The sequence below is a fragment of the Elusimicrobiota bacterium genome (assembly GCA_016218575.1).
GTDB lineage: Bacteria > Elusimicrobiota > Elusimicrobia > UBA1565 > UBA9628 > JACRDN01.
In genome coordinates this window covers 393,974-409,005 of record JACRDN010000019.1, presented here as the reverse complement: position 1 = coordinate 409,005, position 15,032 = coordinate 393,974, and the positions used below count along the sequence as shown (strand labels likewise).

The following is a 15,032-nucleotide window of genomic DNA, read 5'->3' as shown; positions in this document are numbered from 1 at the left end:
TGGGTCCCGCTAATTTAATAAAATAGGCTCGTGCCCGCCTCGACCGCCAGCGCGACGGACCTCAAAGCCCTGACCCGCCATTTGCGCGCCGACATCATACGGATGATCGAGGCTGCGGGAAGCGGGCATCCGGGCGGCTCCCTTTCCATCATAGACGTCTTGGTCGTGCTCTACGCCAAGTTCCTCAACCACGACCCCAAGAACCCGGCCTGGCCGGATCGGGACCGGGTGATTCTCTCCAAAGGCCACGGCTGCCCGGCCCTGTACGCGGTGATGGCGCATGCCGGATACTTTCCAAAAGAGAATTTGATGACCTTGCGCAAGTTCGGCAGCCCCTTGCAGGGCCACCCGGACCGTCTAAGACTTCCCGGCATCGAGGTTTCCACGGGCTCTTTGGGCCAGGGGCTCTCCATGGCCACCGGCATGGCCCTCTCCGGCAAACTCGACAAGAAGGACTACCGGACCTACTGCGTCCTGGGTGACGGAGAGCTCCAGGAGGGGCAGTGCTGGGAAGCCATCATGTCGGCCCCCAAGTTCAAGCTCGACAACTTGATCGCCATCGTGGACCAGAACAACGGACAGATAGACGGCCCCGTCAATGAAGTCATGGACATCGAGCCCCTCAAGGACAAGTTCGAGAGCTTCCAGTGGGAAACCCAAGCCATAGATGGCCATGACCTGGGGCAGATTGAGGCCGCCCTAACGCGGGCCCGGCAGGGGAAGGGCAAGCCCCAGGCCATACTTGCCAAGACCATCAAGGGCAAGGGAGTCTCCTTCATGGAGCACAACATCGGCTGGCACGGCGTGGCCCCTAAAAAGGAAGAGGCCGACAGGGCGGTCGGGGAAATTCACAATGGCGAAAGCCACTAGGGAAGCCTTCGGAGAAGCCCTCCTCGCCCTGGGCGAGAAAAAGCCCAACCTCGTGGTTCTGGACGCGGACCTCTCCAAGTCCACCATGACTTCAGCCTTCGCCAAGAAATACCCCGAGCGGCATTTCGAGCTGGGCATCGCCGAGCAGAACATGATCGGGATCGGGGCCGGGATGGCCCTGTGCGGAAAAATCCCCGTGGTGACGAGTTTCGCCTGTTTCCTCGCGGGACGCCTGGAAACCATCCGGGTCTCGGCCGCCTACAACCGCACCAATTTGAAGCTCGTGGGCACCCACGCGGGGCTCGGGATCGGCGAAGACGGCAACTCCCAAATGGGCTTGGAGGACGTGGGCGCCTTGAGGGCCCTGCCGCACATGACGATTCTCCAGCCCGCGGACGCGCTCGAGACCAGGCAAGCCGTGGAGTGGATGATCGCCCACGAAGGGCCGGTGTATTTGCGCCTCACTAGACAAAAAATGGAGGATTGCCACGCCCCGGATTACCGCTTCCAGCCCGGCAAGGCCGACGTCCTCTGGGAGCCGGATGCCAAACCCAAGCATTTCCAGGCCACGATTTTCGCAAGCGGCGGACCCGTTCCTCACGCATTGAAAGCGGGCCGGGAGCTTCTGGCCCGGGGATTTAGCGTCCGAGTGGTCAACGCCTGCAGCCTCAAGCCCTTCGATCGCGAAGCCGTGGCCCGGGCCGCCTCGGACAGCCAGCGACTGGTCACGGTGGAGGACCACAACGTCAACGGGGGGCTCGGAAGTGCGGTGTGCGAGGCCGCGGCCGAGCTCGGGCTGGGAGTCCCGGTCCTGAGGCTAGGCGCCCATGACTTCGGAGAGTCCGGCTCTTGCGAGCAGCTCTACGCCAAGTACGGCCTGTCCTCGGCCCATATCGTTGAGGCCTGCCTCAAGAACCTCTAATCCCTTTCCCAGCGCCTCCACTGCTCCCAGGTCAGGAAGGAAAGCACGACCCCCGCGAAGATCGCGGCGAAGAGCCCGGCCTCAGCCTCGATCACGGCAGCATCCCCGAGGCGAAATAAAACGTGAGCCTGCCGGATATTTCGCCGTATTTGTCCCACAGAAGCGCTAAGTCCGGCCCGTGGTCCAGGATGTTGAGGCGCCTGTCCAACACCACCCACTCGTTCTGATACTGGCGGCTTACTTCCAAGACATTGATCACTGTTGTCATCCTCGACATTTTGAAATGTCCTTGGCGCCGTTGCGGCGCCTTGAACATCTCGGCACTGCATTTTTAACATTCCCGTGTTGAAATAATGTTTCCGAGGTTTTAAATGATTGTTACAGGGGCCGTAGGGCCTACCAGGAGGGGGGGACCTAAGGCCCTGTCGTAGGGGGTCCTCTTCCGGTATGCTAATAGAGGTTCCCATGGAACTTCTCGATGACGAGAAAACGCGGGATTTCTCATTCCTGATCCTGGCCTTGGCCCTGCACCTCTGCGCTCTTTGCGCCGGCAAGGGCCTGCGCTGGGACGGGCCGCCCCAGCGCGCCCCGGAAAGCTCGCTCCCCATCGAGCTGGCGGCGGCGCTTCCTCCGGAAGCTCCCCAAGCCCAGCCGCAGTTGGCTCCAGTCGCCGCCGCGCCGAAGCCCCGCTCGCCGCTCAACCTCAAGCGGGGCGGAAAGATCTCTCAAAAAACCCATCCTCTTAGCGCGGAAAGGAGAAGGCTCCTTTCCGCGCTGAGGCAGGAGCGCCTGGCGCGCGAGAACGAGATGCGGGCTCTGCGGGCAGCCGAAATCCGCGAACAAGTCCGCCTCATGGCCGAGCGCCGGGCCCAAGCCCAAGCCAGAGAGGCCCTGCGCAAGGCCGAGATATCCCAGGAGCTCGCAGCACTCAAGGAGCCGGAAACAGCTTTGACGCAGGCTCCGCAGGAGCCTGCGTCTGGCCGCGGTGTCGTTACCGGAGAGCCGGCCGAAACGCCGGACGCCGGCGAAGGCGCGCTTACGGATTTTCCCAACGCAATCCCCAAGGGAGACAGGTACGGCGGCCCTGCCGGGCTTGACGCCGTCAGTTGGTCCTTGGATGGGCCCTTGGGCAGCCGGCGCCTGCTCAAGAGGGCCGTGCCCGAAAGCCCGGAGTGGCTGGCGCGAAGAGGCCTCGAGGTCTCGGTCGAGATCAAATTCCAAGTCCGCGAGGACGGCAGCGTCAAAAGAGGGGCCGTCATCAAGAAAACCTCGGGATTTCCCGAGGTGGACCGCCGAGCCCTGGACGCCTTGAGGCTATGGAAATTCGAGCCCCGCAACAGCCGGGCTTCCGAAACGGCCCAGCCTTGGGGCGTGGTCACTTTCCGATTTCTCATCTCATGAAGACATGCCCGGAGGAAGCTCTCATAATATTCGCGATCACGCTGGCGGTCTATCGGCCGACAGCCATACAAGCCGAGACTTGGCAGAGCCTGCGCATGGAAGCCTCGGCCGTGATGGGAGAGCTTAAGTACCAGCACGGAGACTTCTCGGGCGCGCGGGAAACTTTCCGAGATTCCCTGCGCTCGAGCACTATGCTCATGAATCCCCAGGACCAGGTCATGGCCCTCGATCTTTACCGCAGCGCCGAGCTGGCCGCGCGGGAGCGCAACTACAAGGCGGCTAGGGAGCATCTCGAGATTCTGCTCAGCCGCTATCCCGACTCGCCCTGGACCCTCAAGGGCCGCGCGCTCCTCGACCAGCTTGCCCCGGACCTCGACAAGAAGCCGCAGCCCTCCCTCGAGGAGCCTCTTGAAGCCTCCGAAACCCCCGAGCCGCTCCTCGGGCGCATACAGGCCGCGGTCAAGCAAGGTGCGGCGGAGGAAGCCCTCCAGCTCTGCCGGGAATTCGCCGGCAATTTCCCGGCCCACCGGGCCAAGGACGAGATCCGGGTCCTGGCCGCGGCCCTGCACCTGCGACTGGGCCGGGCCGCCCAGGCCGCGAAAATCCTGGAGTTCGCGGCCAGGCAAAGCCCGAGCCCGGAGCTCAAGGCCCAGGCGCGCTACCTGTTGGGCGCAAGCCTATTCGCGCTCGGACGTCACCAGGAATTGCTCGAGGCCCTTCCCCTGCCCGGACATGGGGAACTCTCGAGCCAGTGGACCGCTTCCGCGCTTCTCTGGAGGGCGGCGGCCGAGGAGAAGCTGGGAATGGACGGCGCGGCCGAGGAGCATTACGAGCTGGTCTTGAGGCTCAGCACCTCCTCGTCCGCCAAGGCCTATGCCTGGGCCGCCGTGGCGCGCCGGCGCGAGAGGCGGGGGGACATCCCGGGGGCCCAGGCGGCGCTCGCCGCCGCCGCCCATGAGGCCAAAGCCGCCGGCCTGGCCGAGCTCACCCCTCCTCTAGAGCTCGCCGAGGCGCATCTGCTCTACGGCCGGCGCAGGCTCGCCGAGGCCGGGGCGCGCTACCTCGCCTTCGCTGGAAAACACCCGGCCCACCCTCAAGCCTCGCTCGCTCTGTACCAAGCCGGGCTCTCGCTCAAGCGCCTCGGCCGACTCCAGGAGGCCGTGGCCGCCTTCGAGGAGCTCCTCGAGAAAAACCGGGACTCGGTTTATGCCGCCGAGACCCATCTCCAGTTGGGCCAAATTTACACCGAGATGCGCTCGTCCGAGCAGGCCGTGGCGGAGTACCGCCGGATGGGGCAGGCGGGAGGCAAAGCCGGCGCCAAGGAGTCCCTGCTCCTGGAGGCCCAGGTCCGATACAACCGCAAGGATTGGGCCCAGGCCATCCCTCTTTACCGCAGATTCCTGGCGGAGAACCCCGCGGACTCGCGGCGGGGGGAAGTGGAGGAACTCCTGATCGCCTGCTATTGGCAGCAAGACAAGGAGAACCCCGATCTCTTCAAACTCATCGAGCTCCACCCGGAGAGCCCGCTCGCGGCCCCGGTCCGCTTGGAGGCGGCGGCCCAGTCGTACAAGAAGGGCGACTACCAAGGCGCCGCCCAAGCCTGGCTGGCGTTTCTCAAGAGCCATCCCAAAAACGCCCTTTCGCGCGCTGCTTGGCTGGGACTGGCCAAGGCCCGGGCCAAACTGGGGGATAAGGAGAAGGCCCTGGCCGCCTATGAAAAATCGGTCTCGGGCTATCCGCCCTCCCAGGAAACTCCCGGGGCCTGGTACCAAATAGGCCTTTTGAGGGAATCCCTGGGCCGAAAGGACGAGGCCCGCAAGGCCTACGCCGCCCTCGCGTCCCAGAAGCCCGCCAAGGACCCGAGCCGGCTCAAGGGCCTCATGCGTCTCGGGCTTTTCTACGAGCTCGACTCCAAGGCCGACCAGGCTCTGCGCTTGTACAAGGAAATCGCGCGCCTGTCTCCAGAGGATTCGCCGCTTTACGCCGCCGCGTTCAAGCGCGTCGAGAAATTGGCCCGGCCCGGAGGGGCGGAGGCTCTCCTTTCCCTTCATTGAAATAGCGGCCCTTGCGCGAAAAGGACCGGCCTTCTATACTTCCAAGCTATGAAGCCCCCGAGGTTTTTCTTCGCGCTCGCGAGCCTGGGCCTAGCCCTGCCGCTCCGGGCCCAATTCGGGCCTCCCCCGGGCATGCCCCAGGGCCCTTTCAACGACGAGACCTGGATCGCATTCTCGCGCGACGGGCTCACGTTCGAGGGCCGGCGCAGAATTTTGCGCCAGGCCTCGGTTCCCGACCTCGCGGTATTGAGGGACGGGCGGATGCTCGTGTACTTCGTGGATTTCTCCGACCCGCGCTCCCCCGAGGGCTTGGGGCTGGCGGTTTCCGAGGACGGGGGCAAGAGCTTCTCGAGAAGAAGAGCGCGCATCAAGGCCCTCTCTGCCCTCAAAGCCGTGGATCCCGACCCGGTCGCGCTCGAGGATGGGCGCGTCCGGCTATACTATTTCGCCTCGAGCCCTCCTCCTCCCGGGCAGGGGCCGCGCGATCCGGCCCTGGCCGAGGGACCGCATGAGGTTCGCTCGGCCGTTTCCAAGGACGGGATGAATTTCGAGGAGGAGCCGGGCCTGCGCTTCAGCCACGAGGGGCTGACCGACCCCGACGTCGTGCGCCTGCCGAGCGGGGCCTGCCGGATGTATTTCCCGGTCCATGCCGGGCCCGACCGGGGGCGAGTGCTCTCGGCCAGTTCCAAGGACTGCCTGTCCTTCTCCAGAGACCCCGGGGTTCGCTTTCCGGCCCCCGGCATCCCCGGAGCCCTGGTCCTTCCCGACGGCCGGGTGCGGCTTTACGTGAACGGGCCGGGGGGCATTCTCGCCTTGATTTCCCGGGACGGCCTCGCTTTCCAGGCGGAGGGAGTGGCCGTGCGCTCCAACCCCGGGGAAGGGCTCATCGCCGACCCCGGCCCCGCGCGCCTGGCGGACGGGACGTACGCCCTGGTCTATAAGAAGAGGCCCTTCCTTCCATGACAGAAATGAGCCTGGCCCAGATGCTGCGCACGAGCGTGGCCATGCCGATACTGTTCGTTCTTTCCATCATAGTCCTGGCCCAGGCCTTGGAGCGGCTCTACGTGTTTTGGGTAGCGCAGCGCATGCCGCACTCTCTCTGGGAGCGGATCAAGAATTGCCTGGAGGCGGGAGACCTGGCGGAAGCCTTGGGAGTCTGCCGCTTCTCGCGCGAGCCCATGGGCGAGGCCTTCGAGCGACTCTTGAGCCTGCCCGAGCCCGACACCGAGGCGCTCATCGAGGCCTTCCAGCTCCATCGCCAAAGGATGCAGATGGCCTTGAGCCGACGGGTCGGCCTGTTCGGCACGGCCAGCTTCATCTCTCCCTTGATTGGCCTCATGGGCACCGTGCTCGGCATCATGCGCGCCTTCCACGACCTCTCGGTGGCCGGGGCGGGGGGGCCGGCCGTGGTCGCGGCAGGAATCTCGGAGGCCTTGGTGGCCACGGCCGCCGGGATCGGCGTGGCCGTGATGAGCGCTGTGTTCTACAATTACTTCACCCTTTCCGCGCGCCAGCGCCTGAGCACCGCGGACCTGTGGGTTTTCGAGCTGGCCGGGCTGCTTTCCCGAACGCGCCAAAGAGGAGAGAGGCCGTGAGCCTCCCGTTTTCTCATGCCGAGCCCCTGCGCGAGATCAGCGACGTTAACATCGTTCCCTTGGCGGACGTCTCCTTGGTGCTCTTGATCATCCTCCTGCTCCTGTCTCCGATGATGACTCAGTCCATGCTCCAGGTCAAAACCGCAGGCCGGCCCGCCCGGGCCCCGGCGGAGCTCTCCTCGGCTCCGCCAGCGCCCCAGGACGCGGAGCCGGTCCTGTCGGTCTCGTTGACCCCGGAAGGCCTCCAGGCGGGGGGCAGGAGATTCGCCGGCCCCGGCGAGCTGCGCCAATTCCTGCAGGCGGAGCTCGCGCGGCGCGCCGAGCGCAAGGTGTTCTTGACCCCGCACCTCGACGTGCCCCACGGCCAGGTCCTGCACACCCTTGAGCTAATCAAGTCCTGCGGAGCCGAGTCCGTGGCTTTGGTGCAGACCGAGGATCCCTCTGATAATGGCCCAATACCCCCTGCTCAAGCTCCGGCAGAGCCAAACTGAAGCCGAGCCAGTGACCGATGTCAACATCATCCCGGTCATCGATATTTCCTTGGTTCTGCTTGTCATCCTATTCGTGACGGCACCCCTTCTCTCCTATCCGAACTGGCCCATCCATCTGCCCGGGACCCGCTCCGCGGCCTCTAGCGAGGACTCGATCGCCGTGACCTACACCCGGGAGGGACGGCTCTCGGTCCGCGCCGAGGAGACGGATTGGGCGGGGCTAAACCAAGCCTTGAGGGCCGAGATCGAAAAACACCCAGAGGCCGCGGTGCTTCTGCGAGTGGACAGGAGCGTGACCTACCGCTTCGTCCAGAGGCTGCTCAAGGCCGCCAAGGCGGCCGGGGCCAAGCGGATGGCCATGGCCACCGAGCCTCGGCAATGACCTTTTTTCTCCTCTCGGCGCTGGCTTGGGCCGCGGTCCGGGCCCAGGCCGGAAAAAAACCGCCAGAGACCGAGATGAGGGAGGAAATCCAGGTCAAGGGAAAAGCCTCCGGGCCGCGGCTAGACTTGCCGGGACCAAGGCCCAACGAACCCCTCGTGGACGAAGTGATCCGCTCCCTCGAGATATTGCGCTCGCCCGCGGAGTCATTCGCTCCGGAACTGGAGGCCAGCCCCCAGGACTCGCGAGAGCCGTTTCCCGGGCCGCCGTTCCTGGCCTTGAGGCCCGAAGCCGTGACTCTTCCTCATAATAGCTGGACCTTCCAGGTGTTCGAGGGCCGCACTCCCGTGTGGGAGACGAGCGGCCAGGGCAGTCTCGCCGAGGCCCTGGAATGGGACGGCTACAGCTCGGGAGGGAGCCTCGCCGTCAAGGTAAGTCGAAGCTACCATTTCAAGTTCCACGGTAAAAAGGGCGGAAAGGATTTCATCCTGGCCAGCCGCCCCGTCTCCTTCAAATCCCTGGAACTCAGGGATCCCTTGGGCCGAAGCCGGTTTGAAATCGCGACCTCGGCGCTATTTGCGGCGGGCAAGGCTGAATTTGGCCCCGGCGCCGCCGTGTATCTCGAGGCCCTGGCGGACCGCCTGAGGCTGGCCGGCCGCTACTCTCTTCGCCTCCACCACGAAGCGCCTCATGGCCGGCTGGCGCGGGGCCGCGCGCGCCTGCTGCAGCACTACCTCGCAAGCAAACTCCTCGTCAATGCCAAGCGCCTGCGCCTCGAAACGGAAGAACCCGGCGAGAGGGGAGCGGCATTGACGTGCGAGGCTCAATGACCCTCCACCTCGAAAGCCCCGGGGATGTGGTTGATGCGGCCTGACTCAATCGCGATCACGTCGAAGCGCGCGAGGGTGTCGTCTGCAATCCCGCGGGATTGCAGATAGAGGAGAGCCGTCTTTATTATTTTTCTTCTCTTGGCCGGGCCCACCGTCTCCTCCGGGGCGCCGAAGCGGCAGTCCGAGCGGGCCCGGACCTCGACGAAGACGATGGCCTCCCCGTCCTGGGCGATGATGTCGATCTCTCCGAACCTGCCGCGGAAATTCCTATCGAGTATCTCGTAGCCGAGCCCCGTCAAGTAGCGCGCCGCCGCCGCCTCGGCCTCGGCTCCGGCAGAGCGGCTCACGGCGCGCGGCGCGCCGCAAGCAGGGCTCTCACCGGCTCGAAAGTGGCGCGGTGGGCCGGACTCGGGCCCAAGGCCTCCAAGGCCTTGACGTGCTCCGGGGTGCAGTAGCCCTTGTGCCGGGCCAGGCCGTAGCCGGGATAGCGGCGGTCCAAGCGCCTCATCCAGCGGTCGCGAACGACCTTGGCCACCACGCTGGCGCACGCGATAGCCAAGGAGAGATCGTCGCCGCCCACTATGGCCATTTGGGGCCGGGCAAGTCCCGGTATCGCCTTGTCGCCGTCCACCAGGACCAGGGCGTCCCCTGGAAGGCGCGCCGCGGCCCGGCCCATGGCGGAGAGGGTCGCGGCCAGGATATTGTCCGTCTCGATGCGGCGGGGGAAAGCCCAAGCCAGGGAAATGGCCGCGGCTCGGGCGCGGATGAGTGGAAAAAGGGACTCACGGCGCTCGGCGGAGAGAATCTTGGAATCCCTCACCTCGGCCAGGGCCCCGAGGCCGCCAGGGCCAAGCCCGACGGCCGCCACGACCACCGGGCCGGCCAAGGGGCCTCGGCCGGCCTCATCGACGCCTATCAGCAGTTTCCGGCCGCGCCCGCGGCGAATCCTATCATCGAAAGCGCGCAGCCCCCCTGGGCCCAAGGCCGCTTAATAAGCGGCCGCCGCCACCGCCTGGGCCAGGCCCTGAACCGGAGCGGAGCGGGTCTTGGAAACGGCCGCCGGCTGGGCGGACTGGGACGGGGCTTGCCTTGCGGAAGCCTCCCCCTTGGGGCTCTGGGGCGCGGAACCGGAAGCCGGAGGAGGAACGGAGGAGGAGCCGGAAGACTTCTCGGAGTCCTTGCCGCCAGCGGGGCGCGAGTCCTCTTCGGCCAGGCGAGCGGCTTTCCCGGTCAAAGCGCGCAGGTAATAAAGCCTGGCGCGGCGCACGCGGCCGCTTTTGACAAGCTCGATCTGCGCGATATGGGGAGAGGAAACCGGGAAGGTCCTTTCCACGCCCACTCCAAAGGAAACCTTGCGCACCGTGAAAGTCTGGGACGCGCCGCTTCCCCGCCGGCTGATCACGGTGCCCTCGAAAGCCTGTACGCGCTCGCTGTCGCCTTCGATGACCTTGATGTGAACCCTGACCGTGTCCCCGGGCCGAAACTCGGGAACGGATTTCTTCTTGTCCAACTGTTCTGCCGCCATCTTCTCCTCCGTCACTGTTTGATTGTGCTGATGCGATTTCCCGGCAACAAATCGGGCCGCTTCTTGAGAGTCAGGCGCCTGGAGGCGCGCTCCTTCCAAGCCGAGATTTTCCCATGGTCCCCGGAGAGAAGGACTCCCGGGACCTTCCTGCCCCTCCAACTCCGGGGCCTGGTGTACTGCGGATGCTCTAGGCCGGGGAGGGAAAAGGACTCGCATCGGACCGTCTCCTCGCTCTTGAGCACGCCGGGGATAAGCCGGACCGCGGCGTCCGCCACGACCATGGCGGGAAGCTCGCCTCCGGTCAAAACGTAGTCCCCTATCGAAATCTCCTCGTCGAAAAGGCTCGACAGCCGCGCATCCACCCCCTCGTAATGCCCGCAGACCAGGATCAAATGGCGCTCCTTGGACAGGCGTTGGGCGGCGCGGGCGCTGAAGGGGGCCCCATGCGGGGACAGGTAGACCACCCAGCTCGAATGCTTGGCCACGCTCTTGATGGCGGCCGCGACCGGACCGGCCTTGAGCAGCATGCCCGGCCCGCCGCCGTAGGGCCTGTCATCCACGCGCTTATGCTTGTCGCGCGAAAAATCCCGCGGGTTCGAGAATCCGAAGCTCACCAAGCCTTTCTCCCGAGCGCGGCCCATGATGCTGGAGGCAAGGACCTCCGCGAACATAGGCTTGAAAAGCGTGATGAAATCTATTTTCATGACCCTGGGCGCTCCGTTCGGAGCATCAGCTTACCTCCACAATCGCCCTTTTTCCAGCCTTGGCGGCCGCGGCGAAAACCAAGGTTCTCACCGCCTTGATCACCTTGCCCTGCTTGCCGATGACCTTCCCCTTGTCCTCCTCAGCCACCTTGACCTGGAAAGTCGCGACACCGTCGTGCTCGAACTCATGGATCTCGACCTTGTCGGGATGATCGGCCAGCCGCTTGACCAGAAAGTCGACCAGATCTTTCATGGAGTGGCCTCGCCTCCTACGCCGCCGGGGCCTTGACAGCCGCTTGGACCAAGTGCGCCACCGTCTCGGAGGGGAGGGCCCCGTTCTTGATCCAATGATCGAAGCGTTCCTTTTTGAGCTGTATCTTCTTGGCCGCGCTCTGGGCCCTGGGGTCATAAGAGCCGAGAACCTCCAAGGGTTTGCCCTGCGCGCCGCGGGCTTTCTCGATGGCGACCACGCGGTAATAAGCCTGCTTGGGCTTTCCCGTCCGCTGCAACCTGATGACTACTGCCATTTTTTCTCCTCCCTATCCACTTCCTTGCGCAAGGCCCGCAGGGCCTCCGGAATATCCGCGGCCGCGAAAACGGCGCTGCCCGCGACTAAGCTGTCGGCTCCAGCCCGGGCCGCCGCAGAAATCGTGCTCAAATTAATCCCGCCGTCCACCTGGAGCCAGCAGTCAAGGCCCTTATGGTCTATGGCGCGGCGCAAGAGCTCCACTTTGGAGAGCATGGAGTCCAGAAACTTGGCGCCCCCGAAACCGGGTTCCACGGTCATGACCAGGGCCAAGTCCATCTCGCCCAGAAATTCCAGCAAAGCCTGCGCCGGAGTAGCGGGCTTGACCGCGAGCCCGGCCTTGGCGCCCTGGGCGCGAATCTCCCGCAACAGGGGCCTCGGGTCCGGGCAGGCCTCCAGGTGGAAGGTGATCATGTCGGCCCCGGCCTTAATGAACCAGGGCGCGGCCTTCTCGGGATTGGCCACCATGAGGTGGGCGTCCACATAGACGGGCCCGAGGCGCTTGATCGCCCGCACATGGTCTGGCCCGAAGCTGAGATTGGGCACGAAATGGCCGTCCATGACGTCCACGGAGACCCACTCGACCCCGGCTCCGCGGGCGATCCCCACCAGCTCCCCCAGCCGCGAGAGGTCGGCCGCCAGGAGCGAGGGGACGATTTGAACCGTCTTGCGCGAGGAGACCATGGTCAAAGATCCCGCTCCTCGGCCAGTATCCCGTTCAAGAAAATCTTGAGGCGAGCTCCCCCGGTTTCCTGGAGGGGCAGGTCTATGCGCGTTCCCGGCTTGCGCAGGCCGTTGAAAAGCTCCCTTTCCCCGTATTTGTCCACCACCACGATGCGCACCAGGCTCTGGGAGCCTCCCTTGGGAAGCTCATAGCTGAAGGTCCTGGGCGCGACGCCCTCGGAGCCCTGCTTCTCGCGGCCGCTCACCACGAAGGAAACCTTGCTGCCGGAGCCGAGCACGGCGTCGGGCGCCGGGCTCTGGCTTAGAATGACGCCGTTGGCGAACAAGGAGCCCATGTCCTTGGCGACGGAAATCGAGACTTGGTTCTCCGTGGCCCACTCCTGGGCCTCGCCCACGCCCTTGCGCAGGAAATCCGGCATGAGCAGCACGCCCTCGGGCGCGGGGCCACCCGAAACGACGACGTTGACCAGGCTGTTGCGTTCGACGCTGGCCTCCGGCCTGGGGTCCTGGGAAAGCACTATGCCCTTTTCCTGGCGGACGGAGTAAGCCTCGCTCATCTCGCCCAGAAGGAGCTGGGCCTGCCTTAGGAGAAGCTCGGCATTGCGCAGGGGAAGCCCGACGAGGCTCGGCGTGAGCACTGTCTCGCCGCCTTGGCTCACCACGACCTTGACGATCTTGCCCTCGCGCACCACGGTTCCCGGCGGCGGCTCTTGGCGCACGATGGAGGAGATGGGAACGCGGCTGTCGAACTCGACCGCGTCCTTACGCAAGCCCATGTTGAGGGGGGAAACCATGTCCAAGGCCGCGGCCAGGGACTTCCCCTTCAGATCGGGCACCGTCTGAATCTTGCGGCTATGGATCACTCCTGCCAGCCCCCATTGGAATAAATAATAAGCCGCCGCCGCGGCCACGAAAAAAGCGACGCATGCCTCCCAGGCCCGAATCATTCAAGCTCCCGCCTTAATAGGCAAAAAATCACCCGCCCCCAAGCGGAGGCCGTTAAGAAAATCCGCGGCGCTTATCGGCTTTTTTCCCTCAGGCTGAACTGTGAGAAACCACAGGCAGCTGCTACCATTGCATTGTATCAAAAAACCCTTCCCGGGTTCAACGCGAAGAATGGTGCCGGGAGCCCGGGAGCCGCGCTCCTGGGAAAGGACCGTCTTCAGGACCAAAATCCTGAGACCGCCGGAGGGACGCTCCAGATCCAGGTAGGCCCGAGGCCAAAGGCGCATTCCCCGCACGAGATTGTGGATTTCCCTGGCCTCCAGGCCCCAGACGATGCGGGCGTCCTCCCTGTCAATGAGGGGAGCCAGGCTCGCGGGACCTGACTGTGGCTCGCGGCGGATCCTGCCCGCCGCGAGCTCGGCCAATCCCTCCTCGAGAGCATCGAGCCCCAGGGCTTTCAAACGCTCCATGAGCGAAGCCGCGTCCTCGTCCGGGCCGATCTCCAGCTCGCGCTTGAGAAAAATCGGGCCGGTGTCGAGGCCCTCGTCGAGCCAAAACAAGGTCACGCCCGTCCGCGACTCCCCGCGGACCAAGGACCACTGCACCGGAGCCGCGCCGCGGTGCCTGGGAAGCAGGGAAAAATGCACGTTCAAGGTGCCGAGCCGCGGCAGGGCCAGGACCTGGGGCTTGAGCATCCTGCCGTAAGCCACGGCCACGCCGAGGTCCGGCTTGAGCTCCTTGGCGAGGTCCCACAGCTCGGAGGAGCTGGCGGGGGCAAGAACTGGCAGGCCCAGCTCAAGGGCCTTGGCCTTGACCGGCGTCGGCGCCGTCTTCAAGGAACGCCCAGCCGGCTTATCGGGCTGGGTGACCGCGGCCAAGACCGTTTCCCTGCGGGCCAGGAGCTCGAGGTAGGGCACCGCCGTCTGCGGGGTGCCATAGAACAAAACCTTCATAAAATCGGTGAGGCCGCGAAGAAGATCAGCTCCAGTTCTTCTTGAGATCTTTGATAATCGACATGACCTTGAGCTTATGGACGAAGTCGAGCCTGTCGATGAAGAGCTTGCCGTCCAAGTGGTCTATCTCGTGCTGAAAGGCCCTGGCCAACAGACCCTCGCCAGCCATTTCGCAGGGGAGTCCCCGGGCGTCGAGAGCCCGCACTCGCACCGCCGAGGCGCGCTGAAGCTTGGCGTACACCCCGGGCACGGAGAGGCAGCCCTCCTCCTCTAGAATTTGGCCTCGGCTCGAGAGTATCTCCGGATTGATGAGCACCAAGCGCTGGTGCTTGCCTCCGGGCCTGACATCGATGATGGAAAGCCTCAGATCCAAGCCCACCTGGGGGGCGGCCAGGCCGACTCCGTTGGCCGCGTACATCGTGGCCCACATTTGCTTGAGGATGGCGGGAAGCTCCGGCTTGAGAGCCTCGTAATCCACCGGCTGGCAGGTCTTTTTCAGGACGGTTTCCCCATGCTTGCAAATCCTTAGGATGGGCATGGGGCGACGCGGCGAGCCCTTATCCTTCCTGGCGGCGAATGAGCTCGAGGACCTGGGACGAAGAGGAGGCCCGCGAGAGCTCCGCGATGAAAGCGGTCTGGAAAAGGGAGGAAACCCCGCGCAAGAGCTGCAAATGAATGGGGAAAGCCTCCTGATGGTTGGGGGAGAAGAACAGGAACATCACCCGAATGAGCAGATCCGCCTGCTTGGGATCGGCAATTCCCCTAGGCGAGATCGCGATGGCGGCCGCGATCTGTTTGAGCCCGTCCACGCGGGCGTGGGGGAGGCTCAAGCCCGTGTCCAACGTCGTGCTGATTCCCTGCTCGCGCTCCATGACCTTGTGCAGCAGGGCCTGGCGGTCCGGCAAGCCCTTCTTGTCGCAGAGAAGATTCACCATGGATTCCAGCAGGGAATTCTTGTCCTGCTCGGGTTGGGCAAACAGCACCGTCTCCTCGCTCAAAAGCTGTGAAATGCTCGGCGCCTTGCCGCGCCCGGGCTTAGGGGGCGTGGAAGAGGGCGCGGCGCTGGATTTTTTTCCGAACCAAATCGACATGGTCGCCAGTCATTTTCGCATAAGCCCTCGGCGGCTGTCAAACGCGGAGGCCTTTTAGTAAA

The 15,032-nt window shown here is 64.7% G+C and carries 21 protein-coding genes; 9 read left to right on the top strand and 12 right to left on the bottom strand.

Translation table 11 applies throughout. From position 1 onward, the window contains the following. Nucleotides 1–30: 30 nt before the first annotated feature. Complete coding sequence (locus HY921_10090; protein MBI5631219.1) at nucleotides 31–870, top strand: transketolase; 840 nt, start codon at nucleotides 31–33, stop codon at nucleotides 868–870. After that, entirely contained in the window at nucleotides 854–1,792 is a 939-nt protein-coding gene (locus HY921_10085) for a transketolase family protein (GenBank protein MBI5631218.1), read from the top strand. Before HY921_10090 ends, HY921_10085 begins: the two co-directional genes overlap by 17 nt. Nucleotides 1,793–1,883: 91 nt before the next feature. Here HY921_10085 and HY921_10080 read toward each other — a convergent pair whose 3' ends face one another. Further along, complete coding sequence (locus HY921_10080) at nucleotides 1,884–2,060, bottom strand: hypothetical protein (protein MBI5631217.1); 177 nt, start codon at nucleotides 2,058–2,060, stop codon at nucleotides 1,884–1,886. A gap of 197 nt (nucleotides 2,061–2,257) precedes the next feature. Between HY921_10080 and HY921_10075 the strand changes: the two genes are divergently transcribed. Genes HY921_10075 through HY921_10045 form a run of 7 tightly spaced genes read left to right on the top strand, consistent with a single transcriptional unit; the run spans nucleotide 2,258 to nucleotide 8,542 of the window. Continuing rightward, the gene (locus tag HY921_10075) at nucleotides 2,258–3,193 is read left to right on the top strand and encodes a TonB family protein (protein MBI5631216.1); all 936 of its coding nucleotides are present in this window, start codon (nucleotides 2,258–2,260) and stop codon (nucleotides 3,191–3,193) included. After that, nucleotides 3,190–5,247 (top strand): tetratricopeptide repeat protein, encoded by a 2,058-nt coding sequence (locus tag HY921_10070; GenBank protein MBI5631215.1) that lies wholly within the window; start codon nucleotides 3,190–3,192, stop codon nucleotides 5,245–5,247. Before HY921_10075 ends, HY921_10070 begins: the two co-directional genes overlap by 4 nt. A gap of 48 nt (nucleotides 5,248–5,295) precedes the next feature. Next, nucleotides 5,296–6,210, top strand: a complete 915-nt coding sequence (locus HY921_10065) for an exo-alpha-sialidase (protein MBI5631214.1) — start codon at nucleotides 5,296–5,298, stop codon at nucleotides 6,208–6,210. Continuing rightward, entirely contained in the window at nucleotides 6,207–6,842 is a 636-nt protein-coding gene (locus HY921_10060; GenBank protein ID MBI5631213.1) for a MotA/TolQ/ExbB proton channel family protein, read from the top strand. Before HY921_10065 ends, HY921_10060 begins: the two co-directional genes overlap by 4 nt. Further along, nucleotides 6,839–7,333 (top strand): biopolymer transporter ExbD, encoded by a 495-nt coding sequence (locus HY921_10055; GenBank protein ID MBI5631212.1) that lies wholly within the window; start codon nucleotides 6,839–6,841, stop codon nucleotides 7,331–7,333. Before HY921_10060 ends, HY921_10055 begins: the two co-directional genes overlap by 4 nt. Continuing rightward, nucleotides 7,290–7,715, top strand: coding sequence for a biopolymer transporter ExbD (locus HY921_10050; GenBank protein ID MBI5631211.1), 426 nt, complete (start codon nucleotides 7,290–7,292; stop codon nucleotides 7,713–7,715). Before HY921_10055 ends, HY921_10050 begins: the two co-directional genes overlap by 44 nt. Then, entirely contained in the window at nucleotides 7,712–8,542 is an 831-nt protein-coding gene (locus tag HY921_10045; protein MBI5631210.1) for a hypothetical protein, read from the top strand. The genes HY921_10050 and HY921_10045 overlap by 4 nt, the downstream gene beginning before the upstream one ends. On the opposite strand, the gene HY921_10040 is transcribed toward HY921_10045, so the two are convergent. From HY921_10040 to HY921_09990, 11 genes are all read right to left on the bottom strand, one after another. Further along, nucleotides 8,536–8,889, bottom strand: a complete 354-nt coding sequence (locus HY921_10040; GenBank protein ID MBI5631209.1) for a YraN family protein — start codon at nucleotides 8,887–8,889, stop codon at nucleotides 8,536–8,538. The genes HY921_10045 and HY921_10040 overlap by 7 nt on opposite strands. Further along, nucleotides 8,886–9,464, bottom strand: a complete 579-nt coding sequence (locus HY921_10035) for a ribonuclease HII (GenBank protein MBI5631208.1) — start codon at nucleotides 9,462–9,464, stop codon at nucleotides 8,886–8,888. The genes HY921_10040 and HY921_10035 overlap by 4 nt, the downstream gene beginning before the upstream one ends. A gap of 66 nt (nucleotides 9,465–9,530) precedes the next feature. Then, nucleotides 9,531–10,067, bottom strand: coding sequence for a 50S ribosomal protein L19 (rplS, locus tag HY921_10030; protein MBI5631207.1), 537 nt, complete (start codon nucleotides 10,065–10,067; stop codon nucleotides 9,531–9,533). Between the two features lie 11 nt (nucleotides 10,068–10,078). Next, on the bottom strand, nucleotides 10,079–10,771 hold the full coding sequence (gene trmD, locus HY921_10025) for a tRNA (guanosine(37)-N1)-methyltransferase TrmD (GenBank protein MBI5631206.1): 693 nt from the start codon (nucleotides 10,769–10,771) through the stop codon (nucleotides 10,079–10,081). 25 nt (nucleotides 10,772–10,796) lie between these two features. After that, a complete protein-coding gene (locus HY921_10020) occupies nucleotides 10,797–11,024 on the bottom strand; it encodes a KH domain-containing protein (GenBank protein MBI5631205.1) in 228 nt (75 codons plus the stop codon). Between the two features lie 16 nt (nucleotides 11,025–11,040). Further along, entirely contained in the window at nucleotides 11,041–11,298 is a 258-nt protein-coding gene (rpsP, locus tag HY921_10015; protein MBI5631204.1) for a 30S ribosomal protein S16, read from the bottom strand. Further along, nucleotides 11,289–11,981 (bottom strand): ribulose-phosphate 3-epimerase, encoded by a 693-nt coding sequence (gene rpe / locus HY921_10010; protein MBI5631203.1) that lies wholly within the window; start codon nucleotides 11,979–11,981, stop codon nucleotides 11,289–11,291. The genes rpsP and rpe overlap by 10 nt, the downstream gene beginning before the upstream one ends. A gap of 2 nt (nucleotides 11,982–11,983) precedes the next feature. Next, the gene (locus HY921_10005; GenBank protein ID MBI5631202.1) at nucleotides 11,984–12,928 is read right to left on the bottom strand and encodes a PASTA domain-containing protein; all 945 of its coding nucleotides are present in this window, start codon (nucleotides 12,926–12,928) and stop codon (nucleotides 11,984–11,986) included. Continuing rightward, nucleotides 12,929–13,879 (bottom strand): methionyl-tRNA formyltransferase, encoded by a 951-nt coding sequence (locus tag HY921_10000; protein MBI5631201.1) that lies wholly within the window; start codon nucleotides 13,877–13,879, stop codon nucleotides 12,929–12,931. Between the two features lie 25 nt (nucleotides 13,880–13,904). After that, entirely contained in the window at nucleotides 13,905–14,417 is a 513-nt protein-coding gene (gene def, locus HY921_09995) for a peptide deformylase (GenBank protein ID MBI5631200.1), read from the bottom strand. Between the two features lie 19 nt (nucleotides 14,418–14,436). Next, nucleotides 14,437–14,970 (bottom strand): PTS sugar transporter subunit IIA, encoded by a 534-nt coding sequence (locus HY921_09990; protein ID MBI5631199.1) that lies wholly within the window; start codon nucleotides 14,968–14,970, stop codon nucleotides 14,437–14,439. Between the last annotated feature and the right edge of the window lie 62 nt (nucleotides 14,971–15,032).

Excerpts from the sequence above, each read along its gene's own strand:
- HY921_10085 (MBI5631218.1), top strand. The coding sequence starts at position 854 with ATGGCGAAAGCCACTAGGGAAGCCTTCGGAGAAGCCCTCCTCGCCCTG.
- HY921_10080 (MBI5631217.1), bottom strand. The coding sequence starts at position 2,060 with ATGACAACAGTGATCAATGTCTTGGAAGTAAGCCGCCAGTATCAGAAC.
- HY921_10075 (MBI5631216.1), top strand. The coding sequence starts at position 2,258 with ATGGAACTTCTCGATGACGAGAAAACGCGGGATTTCTCATTCCTGATC.
- HY921_10070 (MBI5631215.1), top strand. The coding sequence starts at position 3,190 with ATGAAGACATGCCCGGAGGAAGCTCTCATAATATTCGCGATCACGCTG.
- HY921_10065 (MBI5631214.1), top strand. The coding sequence starts at position 5,296 with ATGAAGCCCCCGAGGTTTTTCTTCGCGCTCGCGAGCCTGGGCCTAGCC.
- HY921_10060 (MBI5631213.1), top strand. The coding sequence starts at position 6,207 with ATGACAGAAATGAGCCTGGCCCAGATGCTGCGCACGAGCGTGGCCATG.
- HY921_10050 (MBI5631211.1), top strand. The coding sequence starts at position 7,290 with ATGGCCCAATACCCCCTGCTCAAGCTCCGGCAGAGCCAAACTGAAGCC.
- HY921_10045 (MBI5631210.1), top strand. The coding sequence starts at position 7,712 with ATGACCTTTTTTCTCCTCTCGGCGCTGGCTTGGGCCGCGGTCCGGGCC.
- rplS (MBI5631207.1), bottom strand. The coding sequence starts at position 10,067 with ATGGCGGCAGAACAGTTGGACAAGAAGAAATCCGTTCCCGAGTTTCGG.
- trmD (MBI5631206.1), bottom strand. The coding sequence starts at position 10,771 with ATGAAAATAGATTTCATCACGCTTTTCAAGCCTATGTTCGCGGAGGTC.
- HY921_10020 (MBI5631205.1), bottom strand. The coding sequence starts at position 11,024 with ATGAAAGATCTGGTCGACTTTCTGGTCAAGCGGCTGGCCGATCATCCC.
- rpsP (MBI5631204.1), bottom strand. The coding sequence starts at position 11,298 with ATGGCAGTAGTCATCAGGTTGCAGCGGACGGGAAAGCCCAAGCAGGCT.
- rpe (MBI5631203.1), bottom strand. The coding sequence starts at position 11,981 with ATGGTCTCCTCGCGCAAGACGGTTCAAATCGTCCCCTCGCTCCTGGCG.
- HY921_10005 (MBI5631202.1), bottom strand. The coding sequence starts at position 12,928 with ATGATTCGGGCCTGGGAGGCATGCGTCGCTTTTTTCGTGGCCGCGGCG.
- HY921_10000 (MBI5631201.1), bottom strand. The coding sequence starts at position 13,879 with ATGAAGGTTTTGTTCTATGGCACCCCGCAGACGGCGGTGCCCTACCTC.
- def (MBI5631200.1), bottom strand. The coding sequence starts at position 14,417 with ATGCCCATCCTAAGGATTTGCAAGCATGGGGAAACCGTCCTGAAAAAG.
- HY921_09990 (MBI5631199.1), bottom strand. The coding sequence starts at position 14,970 with ATGTCGATTTGGTTCGGAAAAAAATCCAGCGCCGCGCCCTCTTCCACG.